At 37.7% G+C, this 14,685-nt stretch carries 14 protein-coding genes; 3 read left to right on the forward strand and 11 right to left on the reverse strand.

Annotation, left to right across the window (positions count from 1 at the left end):
- Positions 1-29: 29 nt before the first annotated feature.
- From ACTT1L_RS11645 to ACTT1L_RS11665, 5 genes are all read right to left on the reverse strand, one after another.
- Positions 30-587 (reverse strand): TetR/AcrR family transcriptional regulator, encoded by a 558-nt coding sequence (locus tag ACTT1L_RS11645; protein WP_074533267.1) that lies wholly within the window; start codon positions 585-587, stop codon positions 30-32.
- Between the two features lie 3 nt (positions 588-590).
- Positions 591-1,313 (reverse strand): MBL fold metallo-hydrolase, encoded by a 723-nt coding sequence (locus ACTT1L_RS11650; protein WP_098671676.1) that lies wholly within the window; start codon positions 1,311-1,313, stop codon positions 591-593.
- Positions 1,314-1,451: 138 nt separating this feature from the next.
- Positions 1,452-3,236 carry an acyl-CoA dehydrogenase family protein gene (locus ACTT1L_RS11655; protein ID WP_000416279.1) on the reverse strand — a complete coding sequence of 595 codons (1,785 nt, stop codon included), beginning with the start codon at positions 3,234-3,236 and terminating at the stop codon, positions 1,452-1,454.
- A gap of 142 nt (positions 3,237-3,378) precedes the next feature.
- On the reverse strand, positions 3,379-4,551 hold the full coding sequence (locus tag ACTT1L_RS11660) for an acetyl-CoA C-acetyltransferase (protein ID WP_442821917.1): 1,173 nt from the start codon (positions 4,549-4,551) through the stop codon (positions 3,379-3,381).
- A 21-nt stretch (positions 4,552-4,572) separates the two neighbouring features.
- A complete protein-coding gene (locus ACTT1L_RS11665; RefSeq protein ID WP_000486341.1) occupies positions 4,573-6,954 on the reverse strand; it encodes a 3-hydroxyacyl-CoA dehydrogenase/enoyl-CoA hydratase family protein in 2,382 nt (793 codons plus the stop codon).
- A gap of 235 nt (positions 6,955-7,189) precedes the next feature.
- Here ACTT1L_RS11665 and ACTT1L_RS11670 point away from each other — a divergent pair, with 235 nt between their 5' ends.
- Positions 7,190-7,336 carry a YuzL family protein gene (locus ACTT1L_RS11670; protein WP_001096347.1) on the forward strand — a complete coding sequence of 49 codons (147 nt, stop codon included), beginning with the start codon at positions 7,190-7,192 and terminating at the stop codon, positions 7,334-7,336.
- An 87-nt stretch (positions 7,337-7,423) separates the two neighbouring features.
- Positions 7,424-8,263, forward strand: a complete 840-nt coding sequence (locus ACTT1L_RS11675) for a D-alanyl-D-alanine carboxypeptidase family protein (protein WP_000831472.1) — start codon at positions 7,424-7,426, stop codon at positions 8,261-8,263.
- A gap of 22 nt (positions 8,264-8,285) precedes the next feature.
- Here ACTT1L_RS11675 and ACTT1L_RS11680 read toward each other — a convergent pair whose 3' ends face one another.
- The 4 genes from ACTT1L_RS11680 to ACTT1L_RS11695 all read right to left on the reverse strand — a co-directional run bounded on the left by ACTT1L_RS11680 (position 8,286) and on the right by ACTT1L_RS11695 (position 12,189).
- Positions 8,286-9,203 carry a proline dehydrogenase family protein gene (locus tag ACTT1L_RS11680; protein WP_442821918.1) on the reverse strand — a complete coding sequence of 306 codons (918 nt, stop codon included), beginning with the start codon at positions 9,201-9,203 and terminating at the stop codon, positions 8,286-8,288.
- Positions 9,204-9,514: 311 nt separating this feature from the next.
- Entirely contained in the window at positions 9,515-9,760 is a 246-nt protein-coding gene (locus ACTT1L_RS11685; protein ID WP_001290594.1) for a YusU family protein, read from the reverse strand.
- Positions 9,761-9,808: 48 nt separating this feature from the next.
- Positions 9,809-10,111 carry an MTH1187 family thiamine-binding protein gene (locus tag ACTT1L_RS11690; RefSeq protein WP_001018860.1) on the reverse strand — a complete coding sequence of 101 codons (303 nt, stop codon included), beginning with the start codon at positions 10,109-10,111 and terminating at the stop codon, positions 9,809-9,811.
- A gap of 77 nt (positions 10,112-10,188) precedes the next feature.
- Positions 10,189-12,189, reverse strand: a complete 2,001-nt coding sequence (locus ACTT1L_RS11695; RefSeq protein ID WP_000946338.1) for a methyl-accepting chemotaxis protein — start codon at positions 12,187-12,189, stop codon at positions 10,189-10,191.
- Between the two features lie 186 nt (positions 12,190-12,375).
- Between ACTT1L_RS11695 and ACTT1L_RS11700 the strand changes: the two genes are divergently transcribed.
- Positions 12,376-13,134, forward strand: a complete 759-nt coding sequence (locus ACTT1L_RS11700; RefSeq protein WP_000939491.1) for a TrmB family transcriptional regulator — start codon at positions 12,376-12,378, stop codon at positions 13,132-13,134.
- Between the two features lie 27 nt (positions 13,135-13,161).
- On the opposite strand, the gene ACTT1L_RS11705 is transcribed toward ACTT1L_RS11700, so the two are convergent.
- Positions 13,162-13,338 carry a hypothetical protein gene (locus tag ACTT1L_RS11705; RefSeq protein ID WP_052737355.1) on the reverse strand — a complete coding sequence of 59 codons (177 nt, stop codon included), beginning with the start codon at positions 13,336-13,338 and terminating at the stop codon, positions 13,162-13,164.
- Positions 13,339-13,416: 78 nt separating this feature from the next.
- The gene (locus ACTT1L_RS11710) at positions 13,417-14,601 is read right to left on the reverse strand and encodes an MFS transporter (protein WP_136800465.1); all 1,185 of its coding nucleotides are present in this window, start codon (positions 14,599-14,601) and stop codon (positions 13,417-13,419) included.
- Positions 14,602-14,685: the final 84 nt, after the last annotated feature.

The following is a 14,685-nucleotide window of genomic DNA, read 5'->3' on the forward strand; positions in this document are numbered from 1 at the left end:
GCATAATCAGATGTTTTCTTTCTTCTTATTCATTTTCGTATTACATGTAATCCTTTAATAAACGTTTCCAACAATACATGTAAACTTGTATCTAAATCTAATGGCAGACCAAATCCGCCCTGCTGTTCAATCGACGCAAATCCATGACAAATACTTCTGAATCCACGTGTCGCATGAAGTGCATTCTCTCCTTCTAAGCCGTACTGTTGTAAAACTTGAAGACAAAGCTTTACAATTCCGTCACCTGCTTTTCTTACTTCTTCATCTCGTAAAAAAGTTGCTTCATACAGTCCAGGATGTTTACGTACGAATGCTACATACGCTTCTCCTAAAGCATGAATTGCTTCATCCATCCGTTTACCCTCGGCCGCTTCTTCCAGTTTGTTATACAGCTGTTTGATTCCGTAAATACCAAGATGTTTCCGTACATCTTGTAAACCTTTCACATGATTGTATAGCGAGGGTGAACGTACCCCTAATGTTTGCGCTAATGAAGCTAACGTTACTTCTTGTATTCCATTTGTATCTGCAATTTCTGCTGCTGTTTCTACAATTTTCTGTAATGTAAGTCCGATTCTCGGTGACATAAATTAACCCTCTTTTCTACTTTCTATATTCCGCTTCGCTTCCTTAATAGCAAGCTCTATAATAGCACCTGGATCCTTTATCATTTTCCCATGTCCTGCCGCAAGTAAGGAAGGCTCATATTCTCTTAACTTCTCTGCACTTTGTAATGATATTTCTTTACTCCACGTTGCCATCGCAGGAAACGGAAACCAAAATTTCATTTGTCCCGAAACAGCCGTACCTCCTCTTGTTTGAAATGCATCTCCAACAATAAGAGCTTTATTTCTTATATCAAGAAATGACATGGAGCCCGGTGTATGTCCCGGTGTCATAATAGCAAGCAGCGATCCAACTCGGTCACCATCTTCTAATAAAATATCAGGTACCGTTTTTATCTTTTTAGGTACACCGCCTTTTATTGGCGTATTTGGTTCATCCTTTTGTAACGTCGTATCTCCTTCTAACAGCTTTGCGTCCCGCTTAGAAATATAGACTGGAACATGAGGAATTACTTCCTTTAATGCGTCTAATGCACCGATGTGATCATCATGCGCATGTGTTAATACAATATTCGTAATTGGTTTCCCTATTTTCTCAGCCGCCTGCAAGATCCCTTTTGCGCTATATGGTAAAGCAGCATCAATTAAAGTTAAACCATCTTCTTCCTCCACAAAGTAACAATTCACAGGAAACACTCTTGGCAAAAATGACAATTGATATACCGTTTTTTCATGCATCATTCTCATATTCCCATCTCCCTCTTCACGAAAACTAATACCATTAGTTTTATTATACTAATGGTATTAGTTTTATGTCACTAAAAATTTATTTTTTTCAGAAAAAATAACAGTAGTCGTATAAACGACTACTGTTATTTAAAGATATTAAACTGTATAACGCTCATCTTCTAAAATTTTCGCAGCGATTTCACGTTTCTTCGGAATTACGTTAAGTGGTGTGTGGCGAGTTAATTTACGTAATGATGATAACATCATGCGTAACATGTCGCCGTTTTCAACTGCGATAAGTGTTTCTTTCGCATGTGCTTCGATTTCGTTGAACGCTTCTTGGCAGAATACTTCAGTGTATAACACTTTTTGTTTATTCTTTTCAAGACCAGTTGTTTTAATTGCTTTTTCTGTACGAAGAACAGCTGACTCCATTGCGTATAAGTTGCTTACGATGTCAGCGATATTCACAAGAATTTCTTGCTCTTTATCTAATGCTTTACCGTATTTTTGAGCAGCTAATCCAGCTACCATTAAGCCGATTTTCTTCGCGTTATTTACTAAATATTTTTGAAGTGCTAATGGCTCATCGCCTACTTCTTCTGGCATCATCATCATTAACTCTTCTTGTAATTTTTGTGCTTTTTGAAGAAGTGGTAATTCACCTTTCATCGCTTTACGTAAGAACGTACCTGGTACGATTAGGCGGTTAATTTCATTCGTTCCTTCGAAAATACGGTTAATACGAGAATCGCGATACATTCTTTCAATCTCGTACTCTGCCATAAATCCGTAACCACCGTGAATTTGAACACCTTCATCTACTGTATAGTCTAGTACTTCAGAACCGAATACTTTGTTTAAAGAGCACTCGATTGCATATTCAGCGATAGAAGCTGCTACTGCTTTACCGTCTTTTACTTCTTCTTCAGATAATGTGCTCATTCGGCTTTCGAATAAGCCTACTGTACGATATACAGAGCTTTCAGCTGCATATGTTTTTGCTGCCATATTCGCAAGTTTCTCTTGAATTAATGGGAAACGAGCGATTGGTTGCTTGAACTGTTGACGTTGGTTTGCATATTGTGCTGAAATTTCTACTGCACGTTTCGCAGACCCAACTGTACCAACACCTAATTTATAACGACCAATATTTAAAATGTTGAATGCGATAATATGACCTTTACCGATTTCACCAAGTAAGTTTTCTTTCGGTACTAACGCATCTTCTAAAATTAACGTACGAGTTGACGAACATTTAATACCCATTTTCTTTTCTTCTGGGCTTGTAGATACACCAGCGTAGTCTTTCTCTACGATAAATGCTGAGAAGTGCTCTCCATCAATTTTTGCGTATACGATAAATACGTCAGCGAATGCAGAGTTTGTAATCCACTGTTTTTCACCATTTAATACGTAATGTGTACCTTCTGCATTTAAACGTGCCGTTGTTTTTGCACCTAATGCGTCAGATCCTGAACCTGGCTCTGTTAATGCGTATGCAGCTAATTTTTCACCAGTTGCAAGTAATGGTAAATACTTTTTCTTTTGCTCTTCGTTACCGAATAACACGATTGGTAAAGATCCGATACCTACGTGAGCACCGTGAGTAATTGCAAAGCCACCAGCGCGAGAGAATTTCTCTGCGATTAACGCTGAGCTTACTTTATCAAGACCAATTCCGCCGTACTCTTCTGGTACGTCAGCGCCTAATAAACCAAGTTCCCCAGCTTCTTTTAAAAGACGAACAGAACGATCAAACTCATGTTGCTCTAAATATTCAAGCTCTGGAAGAACTTCATTTACGATAAAGTCCTCTGTCGTTTTTGCAATCATTTTATGCTCAGATGAAAAATCTTCTGGCGTAAACACTTGATCAATCGTAATCTCATCTACTAAAAAGCTACCGCCTTTAACCGCATTTCCTACTGTTTTTTCCATGAAAATTTCCTCCTTCATATTTTCATAAGCCGCTTCTCTCATTTTGAAAGAAGCTGGCTCTCCCGTTTATTTTTTATAAACCTTTGTTGCTTCCATTCTTTGCATTGGTGACGTCTCGTTCTGAGCGAGCCGCTTCCACTTTTTATAGTAATTCAAACACTCCCGCTGCTCCCATTCCGCCGCCGATACACATTGTTACGATACCGAATTGTTCGTTGCGGCGTTTCATTTCGTGAATAAGAGATAGTGTTAGTTTTGCTCCTGTACAGCCAAGTGGATGTCCAAGTGCGATTGCACCGCCGTTTACGTTTACTTTTTCTTCATCTAAACCAAGTTCACGAATAACTTGGATCGATTGTGAAGCGAATGCTTCATTTAGTTCAAATAGGCCGATATCAGATAGCTCTAAGCCAGCTAATTTTAATGCTTTCGGAATTGCTGCGATTGGGCCGATTCCCATTACTTCTGGTGGTACACCCGCTACTGCAAATGAACGGAATTTCGCAAGTGGCTTCATGCCATCGCTCACTGCCTTTTCGCGATCCATTAATAGTACAGATGCTGCACCGTCACTCATTTGTGAAGAATTACCAGCTGTTACAGAACCGCGAATGTTAAATGCTGGACGTAATTTACCTAAAATATCTAGCGTCGTCTCTGCTCTTACACCTTCGTCTTGCGCAAAAGTAATTGTTTCTTCTTGCAGTTTGTTATTTGATCCAACAGTACGTAACGTTACATCTACAGATACTGTTTCATCAGCAAAGTTCCCTGCAGCTAATGCTTTCGCAGCACGTTGATGACTTCTTACTGCAAATGCATCTTGCTCTTCACGAGAAATTCCATATTTCACAGCAACTTGCTCTGCTGTATGTCCCATACCCATATAATATTCTGGAGCCGCTTCTACAAGGCGACTATTCGGACGAACGACGTGCCCCATCATTGGAACTAAACTCATTGATTCCGCTCCACCTGATAATACAGCTTCCGAGTGACCAAGCATAATACGCTCTGCTCCGTAAGCGATACTTTGTAAACCTGAAGAACAGTAACGGTTAATTGTAATAGCTGGAACATCGTAAGAAAGTCCTGCTAATCCGCCGATATTACGAGCCATATTTAAACCTTGCTCTGCTTCTGGCATCGCACAACCGAAAATTAAATCATCGATTGGCCCTTCATAATTCGCACGCTTTAACGTTTCCTTTACTACTAACGCCCCTAAATCGTCAGGACGAACTGTTTTTAATGAACCCCTCTTTGCTTTTCCAATTGGTGTTCTTGCTCCCGCAACAATGACAGCTTCTCTCATGAACGATATCTCCCCTCGTTATTAGTTACGTAATGGCTTTCCTTTTACAAGCATGTGCTGCATTCTTGCTTGTGATTTCATCTCACTTACTAAGCTAATAAATGCTTCACGTTCTACATCTAATAAATACTGCTCATCAACTTCTGTTCCATACGGCACTTTTCCGCCCGCAATGACATATGCAAGTTTCTTCGCAATGTGAAGATCGTACTCTGAAATGTAACCAGATAAGTGCATTGCTTCTGCACCAAGTGCAAGTGTTGCATATCCTGTTTCACCAACAACCGGTATCTTTTTACGAATCGGTGCTTTATAACCAGCTTCATATAAAGCAAGTGCTTTCTGTTTCGCATCGTATAGTAAGTGATCACCATTCACACTAATACCATCTTTATCACCTAAGAAGTTATGAGAAATCGCTTCTTGTCCTGAAGTTGAAACTTTCGCCATTGCGACTGTTTCAAACACTTTATTTGCAACTTTTTGTAGATCAAATTCTACGCCGTTTGCCATTTTATTTAAGTGCTTAATGTATAGCTCTTTATTACCGCCTCCGCCAGGGATTAAGCCAACACCAACTTCTACTAAGCCCATATACGTTTCACTAGAAGCTTGAATGCTCGCTGCTGGTAAGCAAACTTCTGTACCTCCGCCAAGCGTCATACCATATGGCGCTGCTACAACTGGCTTAGAAGAGTATTTAATTTTCATCATTGCATCTTGGAAGTTTTTCACAACTAACTCAATTTCAAAGTAGTTGTCGTCTTGTGCTTCCATTAAGATCATTGCTAAGTTCGCACCAACGCAGAAGTTCTTCGATTGGTTACCGATAACAAGACCTTTATAATTCTTTTCTACTTCATCAACAGCGTAGTTAATCATTTGCGTAATATCCATGCCGATTGCATTGCTCTTCGAATGGAATTCTAAGCAAAGGATGCCGTCGCCTAAATCGATTAAGCTCGCTCCGCTATTTTTCTTTAATACGCCATTTTTCGCTTTTAATTGTTTAAGAGAAATGGCCTTTTTATTACGCTCGATTAACTTATATTCGCCATTATCGTAATAGTAGCTATCTCCGTTATCATGTTTGTAGAAAGTAGTGAAACCTTTCTCTAACATTTCTTTCACCCAAGCCGGAACAACTACGCCGTTTTCTTCCATCTTTTGAACGGACTTTTCAACGCCGATTGCATCCCAAACTTCAAACGGTCCTTGCTCCCAGCCGAAGCCCCACTTCATCGCTTGGTCAATTGCAACGATATCGTCAGCAATTTCTTTATGAAGTTTTGCAGAGTATAAAAGAGTTGGTGTAATGATGTTCCATAACAACTCTCCTGCGCGGTCTTTCGCGTATACAAGCGCTTTCAATTTATTCGATAAACCTTTTTCTTGTTTACTTAACTCGATCGATGCAGCTTTTAATTTTTTGCGAGCTTCGTACTCCATTGTTTCTGGATTTAATTCTAGAATTTCTTTTCCTTGTTTTAAGAAGAAGCCTTGACCTGTTTTGCTTCCAAGCCATTTTTTATCAAGCATGTCATGCATGAAAGCTGGTACTTTAAATACATCGCGCTCTTCTTCTTGTACGTTTTCATATACGTTATTTGCAACGTGTACAAATGTATCTAAACCGACAACATCTAATGTACGGAACGTTGCGCTCTTCGGACGACCAATAAGTGGGCCTGTTACAGAATCAACTTCCCCAATGCTATAGCCGCGTTTTACCATCTCTTGAAGAGTTACTAATAAACCGTACGTACCGATGCGGTTTCCAATAAAGTTTGGTGTGTCTTTCGCGATAACAACGCCTTTTCCAAGAACGTCTTCGCCAAATAGTTTCATGAAGCTTAATACTTGTGGATCAGTTTCTTTCGTCGGTATTACCTCTAGAAGTTTTAAATATCGTGGTGGGTTAAAAAAGTGTGTGCCTAAGAAGTGTTTCTGGAAGTCGTCTGAACGACCTTCTGCCATTTTTTCAACTGAAATGCCTGACGTATTCGAGCTTACGATAGAACCCGGTTTACGAACAGCATCTACTTTTTCAAATAGTTTCTTTTTAATATCTAAGTTTTCAACTACTACTTCAATAATCCAATCTACATCAGCTAGACGCTCAAGGTCATCTTCTAAGTTACCTGCTTCAATCAGTGCTAAATTTCCTTTCACTGTCAGAGGAGCTGGTTTTTGCTTTAATAGTTTTTGTAGTGCCGTATTACTAAAACGATTTCTCACACTTTTATGTTCTAATGTAAGTCCCTTCGCTTCTTCTTCTTTCGTAAGCGCAGGTGGTACAATATCAAGCAATAATGTCGGAATACCAATATTAGCTAAGTGTGCCGCAATTCCTGAACCCATTACGCCTGAACCTAGAACAGCAGCCTTTTTAATTTGGAACATCCAATTCTCCCCCTATTCTTGAATGAATGCTCATTCAATTTTTCGACATAAGTCGCAATCAATGAGTGAGCCTCTACTAATAAATATATGATACTGTTTAAATTTTCGCAATATATTTATTGATAAAATTTTCTGAAATAAATATTTTTCTTTTATTTGCCCATGCTATATATGTATTTTCTTCACTAAAATACACTTTCCCTTTTTATAATCTGACGAAACTGGAGGAATATATATGGCAAAACTTAAGAAGAACCCTTCAAAGGCTGGAATTAGCGCAGCAAGTGTGACAGGAAACGCTGGACCAACTGATCGAGGCGTGGAAAAAGGACGTCAAGGTAATAACCAACAATATAAGAAGCATAATATGGGCGAAAAATAACGCTATATTTTTGGGCAGAGAACGTGGCATAATGGGTAATGGCTGCTTTTTCTGCCCAATTTATTTGTAACAAATGAGGGAATTATAATGAAACGAACAATAGTTATGATTGTAATGATTGCCACACTATTTACAGGGATGATTTTCTTCTCTTACGCACAAAGACAACAAGCTGTAAGAGCCGATCAACCTAGCATCACTGGGCAATACGGGATTACAATCGATGCAGACACAGGTGAAATTTTGTATGGCAAACGAGAAGACGAACGCTCTTATCCGGCTAGTATAGCCAAAATGATGACAACGCTTCTTTTACTAGAGAATGTAAAAGAGGATGAGGAAATTACAGTTACAGAAAACGCAATTAAAACAGAAAGTCAAAGTAAGAAAATTAAACTTCGTGCTGGGGAAAAGTTAAAACGTGATGAGGCATTAAAACTGATGCTTATCATTAGTGCAGATCCAATAGCTGAATCCATCGCAGAACATATCGCAGGATCAAAAAATGAATTTGTAAAAATGATGAATGCTAGAGCGAAGGAACTTGGTACAAAGCATGCGACTTTCAAAAACGCAAGTGGTGCTGATGCACTAGGAAACAAAGTATCACCATATGACATTGCTATAATTACGAAAGAAGCATTAAAGTACCCAGTTGTTTTAGAATATATGAATTCAACGCGTACAACTCTACATACTTCAGAACGCTCTCCAAAGATTGCAAACTATGGACGAGAAGAACTATATGACGATCCATATGCAATTGGAAGTAAAAGCGGTCTATCAGCACTCGGAAAATATACAGTCGTAACAGTGGATGAGAAAGACGGTAAACGCGTCATTAATGTTGTATTATCTTCTACTCGCAAGCAACTGTATCCTGATACAAAGAAAATGGCACATTACGCATTTCAGCAATTAAAATAACCAAGGAGTATTTTCTCCTTGGTTATTTTTTAACCATACCTTTTAATACGAACGCAACGTTTGCTGGACGCTCTGCTAGGCGACGCATGAAGTAACCATACCAGTCGTTTCCATAAGGTACGTAAACACGCATTTTGTAACCTTCTTTTACTAGCTCAAGTTGACGCTCATTACGAATACCATATAACATCTGGAATTCAAATTGGTCTCTTGGAATGTTGTGTTCTTCGGCAATTTTTTTTGTATATTCAATAATCGCTTCGTCATGTGAAGCAATTGCAGTATAATTTCCATTTAATAAGTGCATTTTAATAATCTTTTTATAATTTTCATCTACATCTTTCTTGTCTGGGAATGCCACTTCTTCAGGTTCTTTATAAGCCCCTTTTACAAGACGTAAATTAGGATTATAAGCATTTAAATCCTCAATATCTTTTTCTGTACGATATAGGTAAGCTTGAATAACAGTACCGATATTATCGTACTCAGATTTTAATTGTTTAAAGATATCGATTGTCTTTCCGCAACGTGTATAATCTTCCATATCAATTGTAACGAATACACCATTTTCTTTTGCAGCTTCTAAAATGCGGCGCATATTGTTCATTACAATTTCATCAGAGATATCTAATCCCATAGAAGTCATCTTTAAAGAAAGTTGCGAATCCAAACCTTCTCTTCCAATAGCACGGATTGCTTCAATCGATTGGTTAGCCATTTCATTTGCTTCCGCTTCATTATCAACGAACTCCCCTAAATAATCGATTGTTACACAAAGTCCTTGCTTGTTTAATTGTTTAATAGCTGCTGTCGCTAATTCAATTGTCTCCCCTGCGACAAAGCGACCTGCACCAAAGCGTAAACCGTACTTTTTAGCCAGTTTTGTTAGCGCTTTATTTTTAGATAAGAAAAGAAACGAATTTCGCATTAATTGTTCCATGTAATTCACCCCTATGACTTGATTTATCTGTTTTTTACCCCTCTTCGAAATTATATCATTGTTTAAAATTATTGGATACAAATAATTATTTAGATAATTTATAAAATACTATAAAAACATTTAAAAACCTATATTCTCGCTTATAAATATGCCTGAAATATTTTTCGACATTTAGAAAAATAGAGTTTAATAGGCACAAAATAAGCATGCCGAAAATATTCGACATGCTTATAAAATCCTTTATATTCCATGTAAATTATATGAGGATATTAATAGAGAAAACTTGAGATTATATTTATCCCAAGTTTTTTTTATTGTTCATTTCTCTTTTCTTCATTCAGCCTTTTAATATCAGTAATTAACTGCACCATCTCTTCTTTCGCATCGGGATAAGTCTCATTCCAGTGCTTCACTAAAGCCGGCATCGTCTTCGCTATGTAAGAATACAGTGCCCACTTCTGTACCTGTTCTTTTCTCTCTTCATTGCTCTCTCCAAGTAATAGTTCCGTGTATTTCTCTAATAACCCGTCAAATTGTTCGTTAAATTTTTCACTCATCTTATCTACCTCCTATATGAAAAAAGCAGCGAAGATCGCTGCTTTTCTTTATAATTTTGATCGAACAGAGTTTAATTTCTTCTCCATTGTGCTTACTTTATCACGACGATCATCGATACGAATTGTTGTTGCAACGCGCTGTGCACCTTTCGTATATGGAACTTCATGCATTTGTTGAATTACTTCTAGAATGACAGGAAGATCTCCTTCAATAATTGTATTCATTGGTGTTAATTGATACTTCACGCGATCTGCATTTTTCTCTAGCACCTTTTGTACTTCTGCTACATATTCACTAACACTTGGATTACCTGTTCCTACTGGAATAATCGATACGTCAACAATTGCCATAGTAGTCTTCCTCCTATAATTGCTTCTTATATATCCATTATCTATTTTACCGAAATACGCATCATTTTACTAATTTGTTATTCCTCTATTTTAAATTGCTCAACCAATCTTTCCAAGTCTCTCATATGCTCCGTCAAGCTTTCCATCGTATGAGCTACCTTTTCTAGATGATTCACTTGTGATTCAGTTGCAGCATTTACTTCTTCCGAAACAGCTGCGCTTTCTTGACTCGTACCAGCAATTGTATGCATGACCGCTGTAATTTCTCCTTGTTCGTGACCGATGTTATGTACCTCTTCTACGATTTGCTCTACTGAAGTACTAATTGTATTTACAACTGACATAATTGTACGGAATTCCGCCTCTGCTTCTGTCGTAACATTATTTTGTATATCCGCAATGTCTTTTAATTTACTTACAACTTCTACAACTCTTCTTACCTCTACTTGTACATCACCAATCATCGTCGCAATTTCTACTGTTGCTTCTTTTGATTGTTCCGCTAATTTTCGAACCTCTTCCGCAACAACAGCAAAGCCTTTACCTTGTTCACCCGCACGTGCCGCCTCGATTGAAGCATTTAAAGCAAGTAAATTCGTTTGATCCGAAATACCTTTTATAAGCTCTACAACATTTTGAATCGATCCAACTCTTTGCTCTAACTTTCCAGATGCTTCCTCTGTATGAACGACAATTGAAGAGGATTGTTCTCTCGTACGAACTAAATTTCGCATCGTATTTAATCCTTGCTTAGATGCCTCTTCTGCTTTACCAGCTACTCCTTTTATTTCACCAACAGAGTTATTCATTTGTTCCACTGACTGCGCCATATTCTCGAGCTGCTCTGAAACCTCATCTACACTATTAGCGAGCGTAGAAGCTCCTCCGCTCACGTCATCCATTGCACCTGACACTTCTTTACTAGCTGCTACAGTTTCATTCGTTAAATAATGTAGATTATTCGTTGATTGTTGCACGGTTGATACACTATTTTTAATTTTGCTTACCATTTCATTCATTTGTTCAACCATATGATTAAAATGGTTCGTCAGTTCTCCAACTTCATCCTTACTTGTCACTTTCATTTGCAATGTTAAATCACCTTCTGCTACTTTTTGAACGTGATTCGTTAATAATTGCAGTGGTCTTGCTAATCTTCGTGAAAACAAGTATGAAGCTACGATTCCAACGAATAAGCTAATACATGCCATTATAATGACTGTATTTCTCGTACTATGTAATAGCCCATCAATTGTTTCTTTCGGATAAAAAATTCCTATCTTCCATTTCATCAAATCAAATGACTGACTATATGCAACTACCTCTTCACCTTTTAATGTAGTGACAGCATATTTTGTTACATCTTTATTTAAACTCTGCACAAGTGGCTCTTTCGAAACATCTTTCCCTATCTTTTCCGGGTAAACAAGAGCCATATTTTTATCATTTATAATAAACATTTCTCCGCCGTTATTGTATTGAATATTATGAAGTAATTTCTGAATTGTTCCGAGCGATACATCCATCGCCACAACACCTAATACAGATCCATCTTGAGCTGTAATTGCTTTAGAAACTCCCACGCTTAACTTACCTGTTGCAATTTCATACATAGGTTGTCCCCAGTGAACCGTTTTCACATCAGCTTCTGAGTCTTTATACCAAGGTCTTGTCGTTGGATCATATCCCTCTGGCACTTTTCCACCTTCAGCAAGATTGGCACTTAATGTTTTTTTATCTTTCGTACCAATATATAAGTCTAAAATGCCTGGATGGTTCTTTTTATACTCCGAAAACTCTTTCGTCAAAAATGCTTCCTCTTCTGGAGTAACTCCGTCTTGAAGCATATTACGAATCATCTCACTGTTCGCATAATACCCCATATCTTCATCCGTTCTTTGAACAAATGTCGTAAGTTGCTCTGTCACAAGATCCATCGTATTTTGAGAATACTGGTCTAAGGAGCGCACTTCCTTCTCTTTCTGTAATTCATACATAGCTGTACCTAATATTACGAACATCATAGAAATAAGTACCGAAAATACTACCGCAATTTTTAAACGTAAACTTCTTAACATCTTCCCCCAAGCATCCCCTTCGCATTGAATTCAAAACTTATTAATCATTATATTAAGTATAATAGATAAAATTGAAAAATTGAAATTAATTCTCACCTTAATACAATTAGAAAACTGACTACCACTTGTGCAAAAACAAATAGTTCATTATCCTTAAACTATAATCTCATTCGTTCGGAGGGAACTATGTTACAAAAATTCGGTTTCTCACAATATGAAAGCCAAGCTTACGAAGTTGTCGTATCAAGCAACGAACCATTAGATGCTACAACGATTGTGAAGCATTCTGGCGTGCCAAAAGCAAAAATATATGAAGTGCTTGCACGTCTAATCGATAAAGGAATGGTAATGGATTCTGTTTCGGAGAAGAAAAAGATGTATACAGCATTACCACTCAAGCTAGCAATTGAAAAATTAACGACAGAATTTCAATCCAATATTAAAGAATTGGAGACAACTATATCGAAAAAATCATTTACAGATGACCGTGTATGGAGCTTAAAAATGCAATCTTCTATTCGCGTTCAAAGTAAAGAGCTCATCGAAAGTGCAAAAGAATCAATTCGCATTTCAGCTTGGAATGATACTCTTTTAGAATATCTTCCGTTATTAGAAGAAAAAGCAAAACAAGGCGTCAAAACCGAATCACTTATAGTTGGAAAAGTCGAAACAGACTTAGAAAATATGCATTTTCTAATCCCAGCGGAAGAGCCTAACGCGCTAGAGCGATACTTACTGCTCATCGTTGACGACCGCGAAATTTTATTTGCTGGTGTAGAGCAAGAGTCATGGCAAGCAATGAAAACAATGTCACAACCTTTCGTAAAGTTCTTTACAGAATTTTTCTATCATGACGTTGCACTTGCAAAGATTACCCAGAAACACCATGATCTCTTTATGGAAGATGAGGAAATTAAGAGTTTGTTGATGAAGTTGAGATATTAATTGCATACAAAAAAGGAGTCTAGCTGTTCACCTAGACTCCTTTTCATTTTGTTCCTTTATCTCCATCAACAGCTCAATAATCTTCTCATTTTGCTCCACTTGTTTCTCTGAATTTTGATAGATGAAACGAACCCATCTAAAAATAAACGCGACCACAAATATTGGTATAAGGCTAAGTATCACTCCGACTAAATCATATGCCATTTTCTATCACCTCGCTACATACAAATTCTCTACCTTTCTACTAAAACCTGCAATTTTTTACAAATAAAAAAGAACCTATCAAACGATAGATTCTTCCTTCGCAAACTGAGTAGAACGTCCTCTCGTAATCGAGAAAATCGCACAAAGCAGCGCTAATATAATAAAGCCGCCTCCTACCCAAGCATTATATATAACAGACGATTTCTCAATAACAACTCCGCCTACTGTTGAACCGAGCGCAATTCCTAAGTGAAGGGCAGAGTTATTTAAACTTTGCTGAATACCAGCTGATTCCGGTGCAATTTCAATTAAATAATTTTGTTGTGCTGGCGAAATAGCCCAGCTCAGCATACTCCAAAGTCCCATCATAATAATGAACAGCGGGAATGAGAATGTCATCATCGGCAATAGGAAGATCGCACACGCAAATACGATAATAATTGAAATAATACTTTTCTTCGATCCCCATTTATCAGCAAGCCAACCTCCGAAGCCGCCCCCAATTACTGCTGCGATTCCGAAGATGAAGTAAAATACACTAATCCAATTCGCTTCCACATGCATAACATCTTTTAAAAATGGTGTTAAATATGCATATAGTGTTAAATGACCCGTTAAAAATAAGAATGACGTTAACTGTGCACTGACGATTTTTTTATCTTTTAACGTAGCAATCTGCTCTCTTATTGATAATACCGATGTCGGTGGTACTTTCGTTAAGAATAATGAAATACAAGCGATTGCTATAACTGTTAAGATCGAAATGAGTACAAATGGTGCACGCCATCCGTATGCATTTCCGAGTACAAGGCCAAGCGGTACTCCAAGTACAAGTGACCCACTAATCCCCATGAAAATGATTCCAATTGCACGCGCACGAAAATGCGGTTCTACAACGCTAGAAGCAAGTGTTACTGACAGTGCAATAATAAGCGAACCACTCGCCGCACAAATCACCCTTGAGAACATTAACATCCCGTAATTCACACTACATGCTGAAATAATATTTCCGATTAAGAAAATTGATAATGCCCCAACATACAATGTTTTTCTTTCAAATTTCCCTGTTAAAGCTAGTAAAACAGGACCTGATAAAGCAAATACTACTGAAAATATTGTGATAAGCTGACCAGCTGCACTAATAGATACACCTAAATCGTTGGCAACTAAATCGAGCGTTCCTCCTATAATTAGCTCAACCGTTCCGACTACGAAAGCCGCGATAGCTAAAATATACACACGAAAATTCAAGTCTTTCCCCACGCTTTCTATTTTGGTTACTACGATTATAGTAACCAAAATAGAAGTTGAACACAAGTACAATTTTTTTACAGTAAAAAAGGTAGG

Source organism: Bacillus sp. FH, from assembly GCF_052216825.1.
Taxonomy (GTDB): domain Bacteria; phylum Bacillota; class Bacilli; order Bacillales; family Bacillaceae_G; genus Bacillus_A; species Bacillus_A paranthracis.

Coding starts and splice junctions, on each gene's coding strand:
- ACTT1L_RS11645 (WP_074533267.1), bottom strand. CDS start 587: ATGTCACCGAGAATCGGACTTACATTACAGAAAATTGTAGAAACAGCA.
- ACTT1L_RS11650 (WP_098671676.1), bottom strand. CDS start 1,313: ATGAGAATGATGCATGAAAAAACGGTATATCAATTGTCATTTTTGCCA.
- ACTT1L_RS11655 (WP_000416279.1), bottom strand. CDS start 3,236: ATGGAAAAAACAGTAGGAAATGCGGTTAAAGGCGGTAGCTTTTTAGTA.
- ACTT1L_RS11660 (WP_442821917.1), bottom strand. CDS start 4,551: ATGAGAGAAGCTGTCATTGTTGCGGGAGCAAGAACACCAATTGGAAAA.
- ACTT1L_RS11665 (WP_000486341.1), bottom strand. CDS start 6,954: ATGTTCCAAATTAAAAAGGCTGCTGTTCTAGGTTCAGGCGTAATGGGT.
- ACTT1L_RS11670 (WP_001096347.1), top strand. CDS start 7,190: ATGGCAAAACTTAAGAAGAACCCTTCAAAGGCTGGAATTAGCGCAGCA.
- ACTT1L_RS11675 (WP_000831472.1), top strand. CDS start 7,424: ATGAAACGAACAATAGTTATGATTGTAATGATTGCCACACTATTTACA.
- ACTT1L_RS11680 (WP_442821918.1), bottom strand. CDS start 9,203: ATGGAACAATTAATGCGAAATTCGTTTCTTTTCTTATCTAAAAATAAA.
- ACTT1L_RS11685 (WP_001290594.1), bottom strand. CDS start 9,760: ATGAGTGAAAAATTTAACGAACAATTTGACGGGTTATTAGAGAAATAC.
- ACTT1L_RS11690 (WP_001018860.1), bottom strand. CDS start 10,111: ATGGCAATTGTTGACGTATCGATTATTCCAGTAGGAACAGGTAATCCA.
- ACTT1L_RS11695 (WP_000946338.1), bottom strand. CDS start 12,189: ATGTTAAGAAGTTTACGTTTAAAAATTGCGGTAGTATTTTCGGTACTT.
- ACTT1L_RS11700 (WP_000939491.1), top strand. CDS start 12,376: ATGTTACAAAAATTCGGTTTCTCACAATATGAAAGCCAAGCTTACGAA.
- ACTT1L_RS11705 (WP_052737355.1), bottom strand. CDS start 13,338: ATGGCATATGATTTAGTCGGAGTGATACTTAGCCTTATACCAATATTT.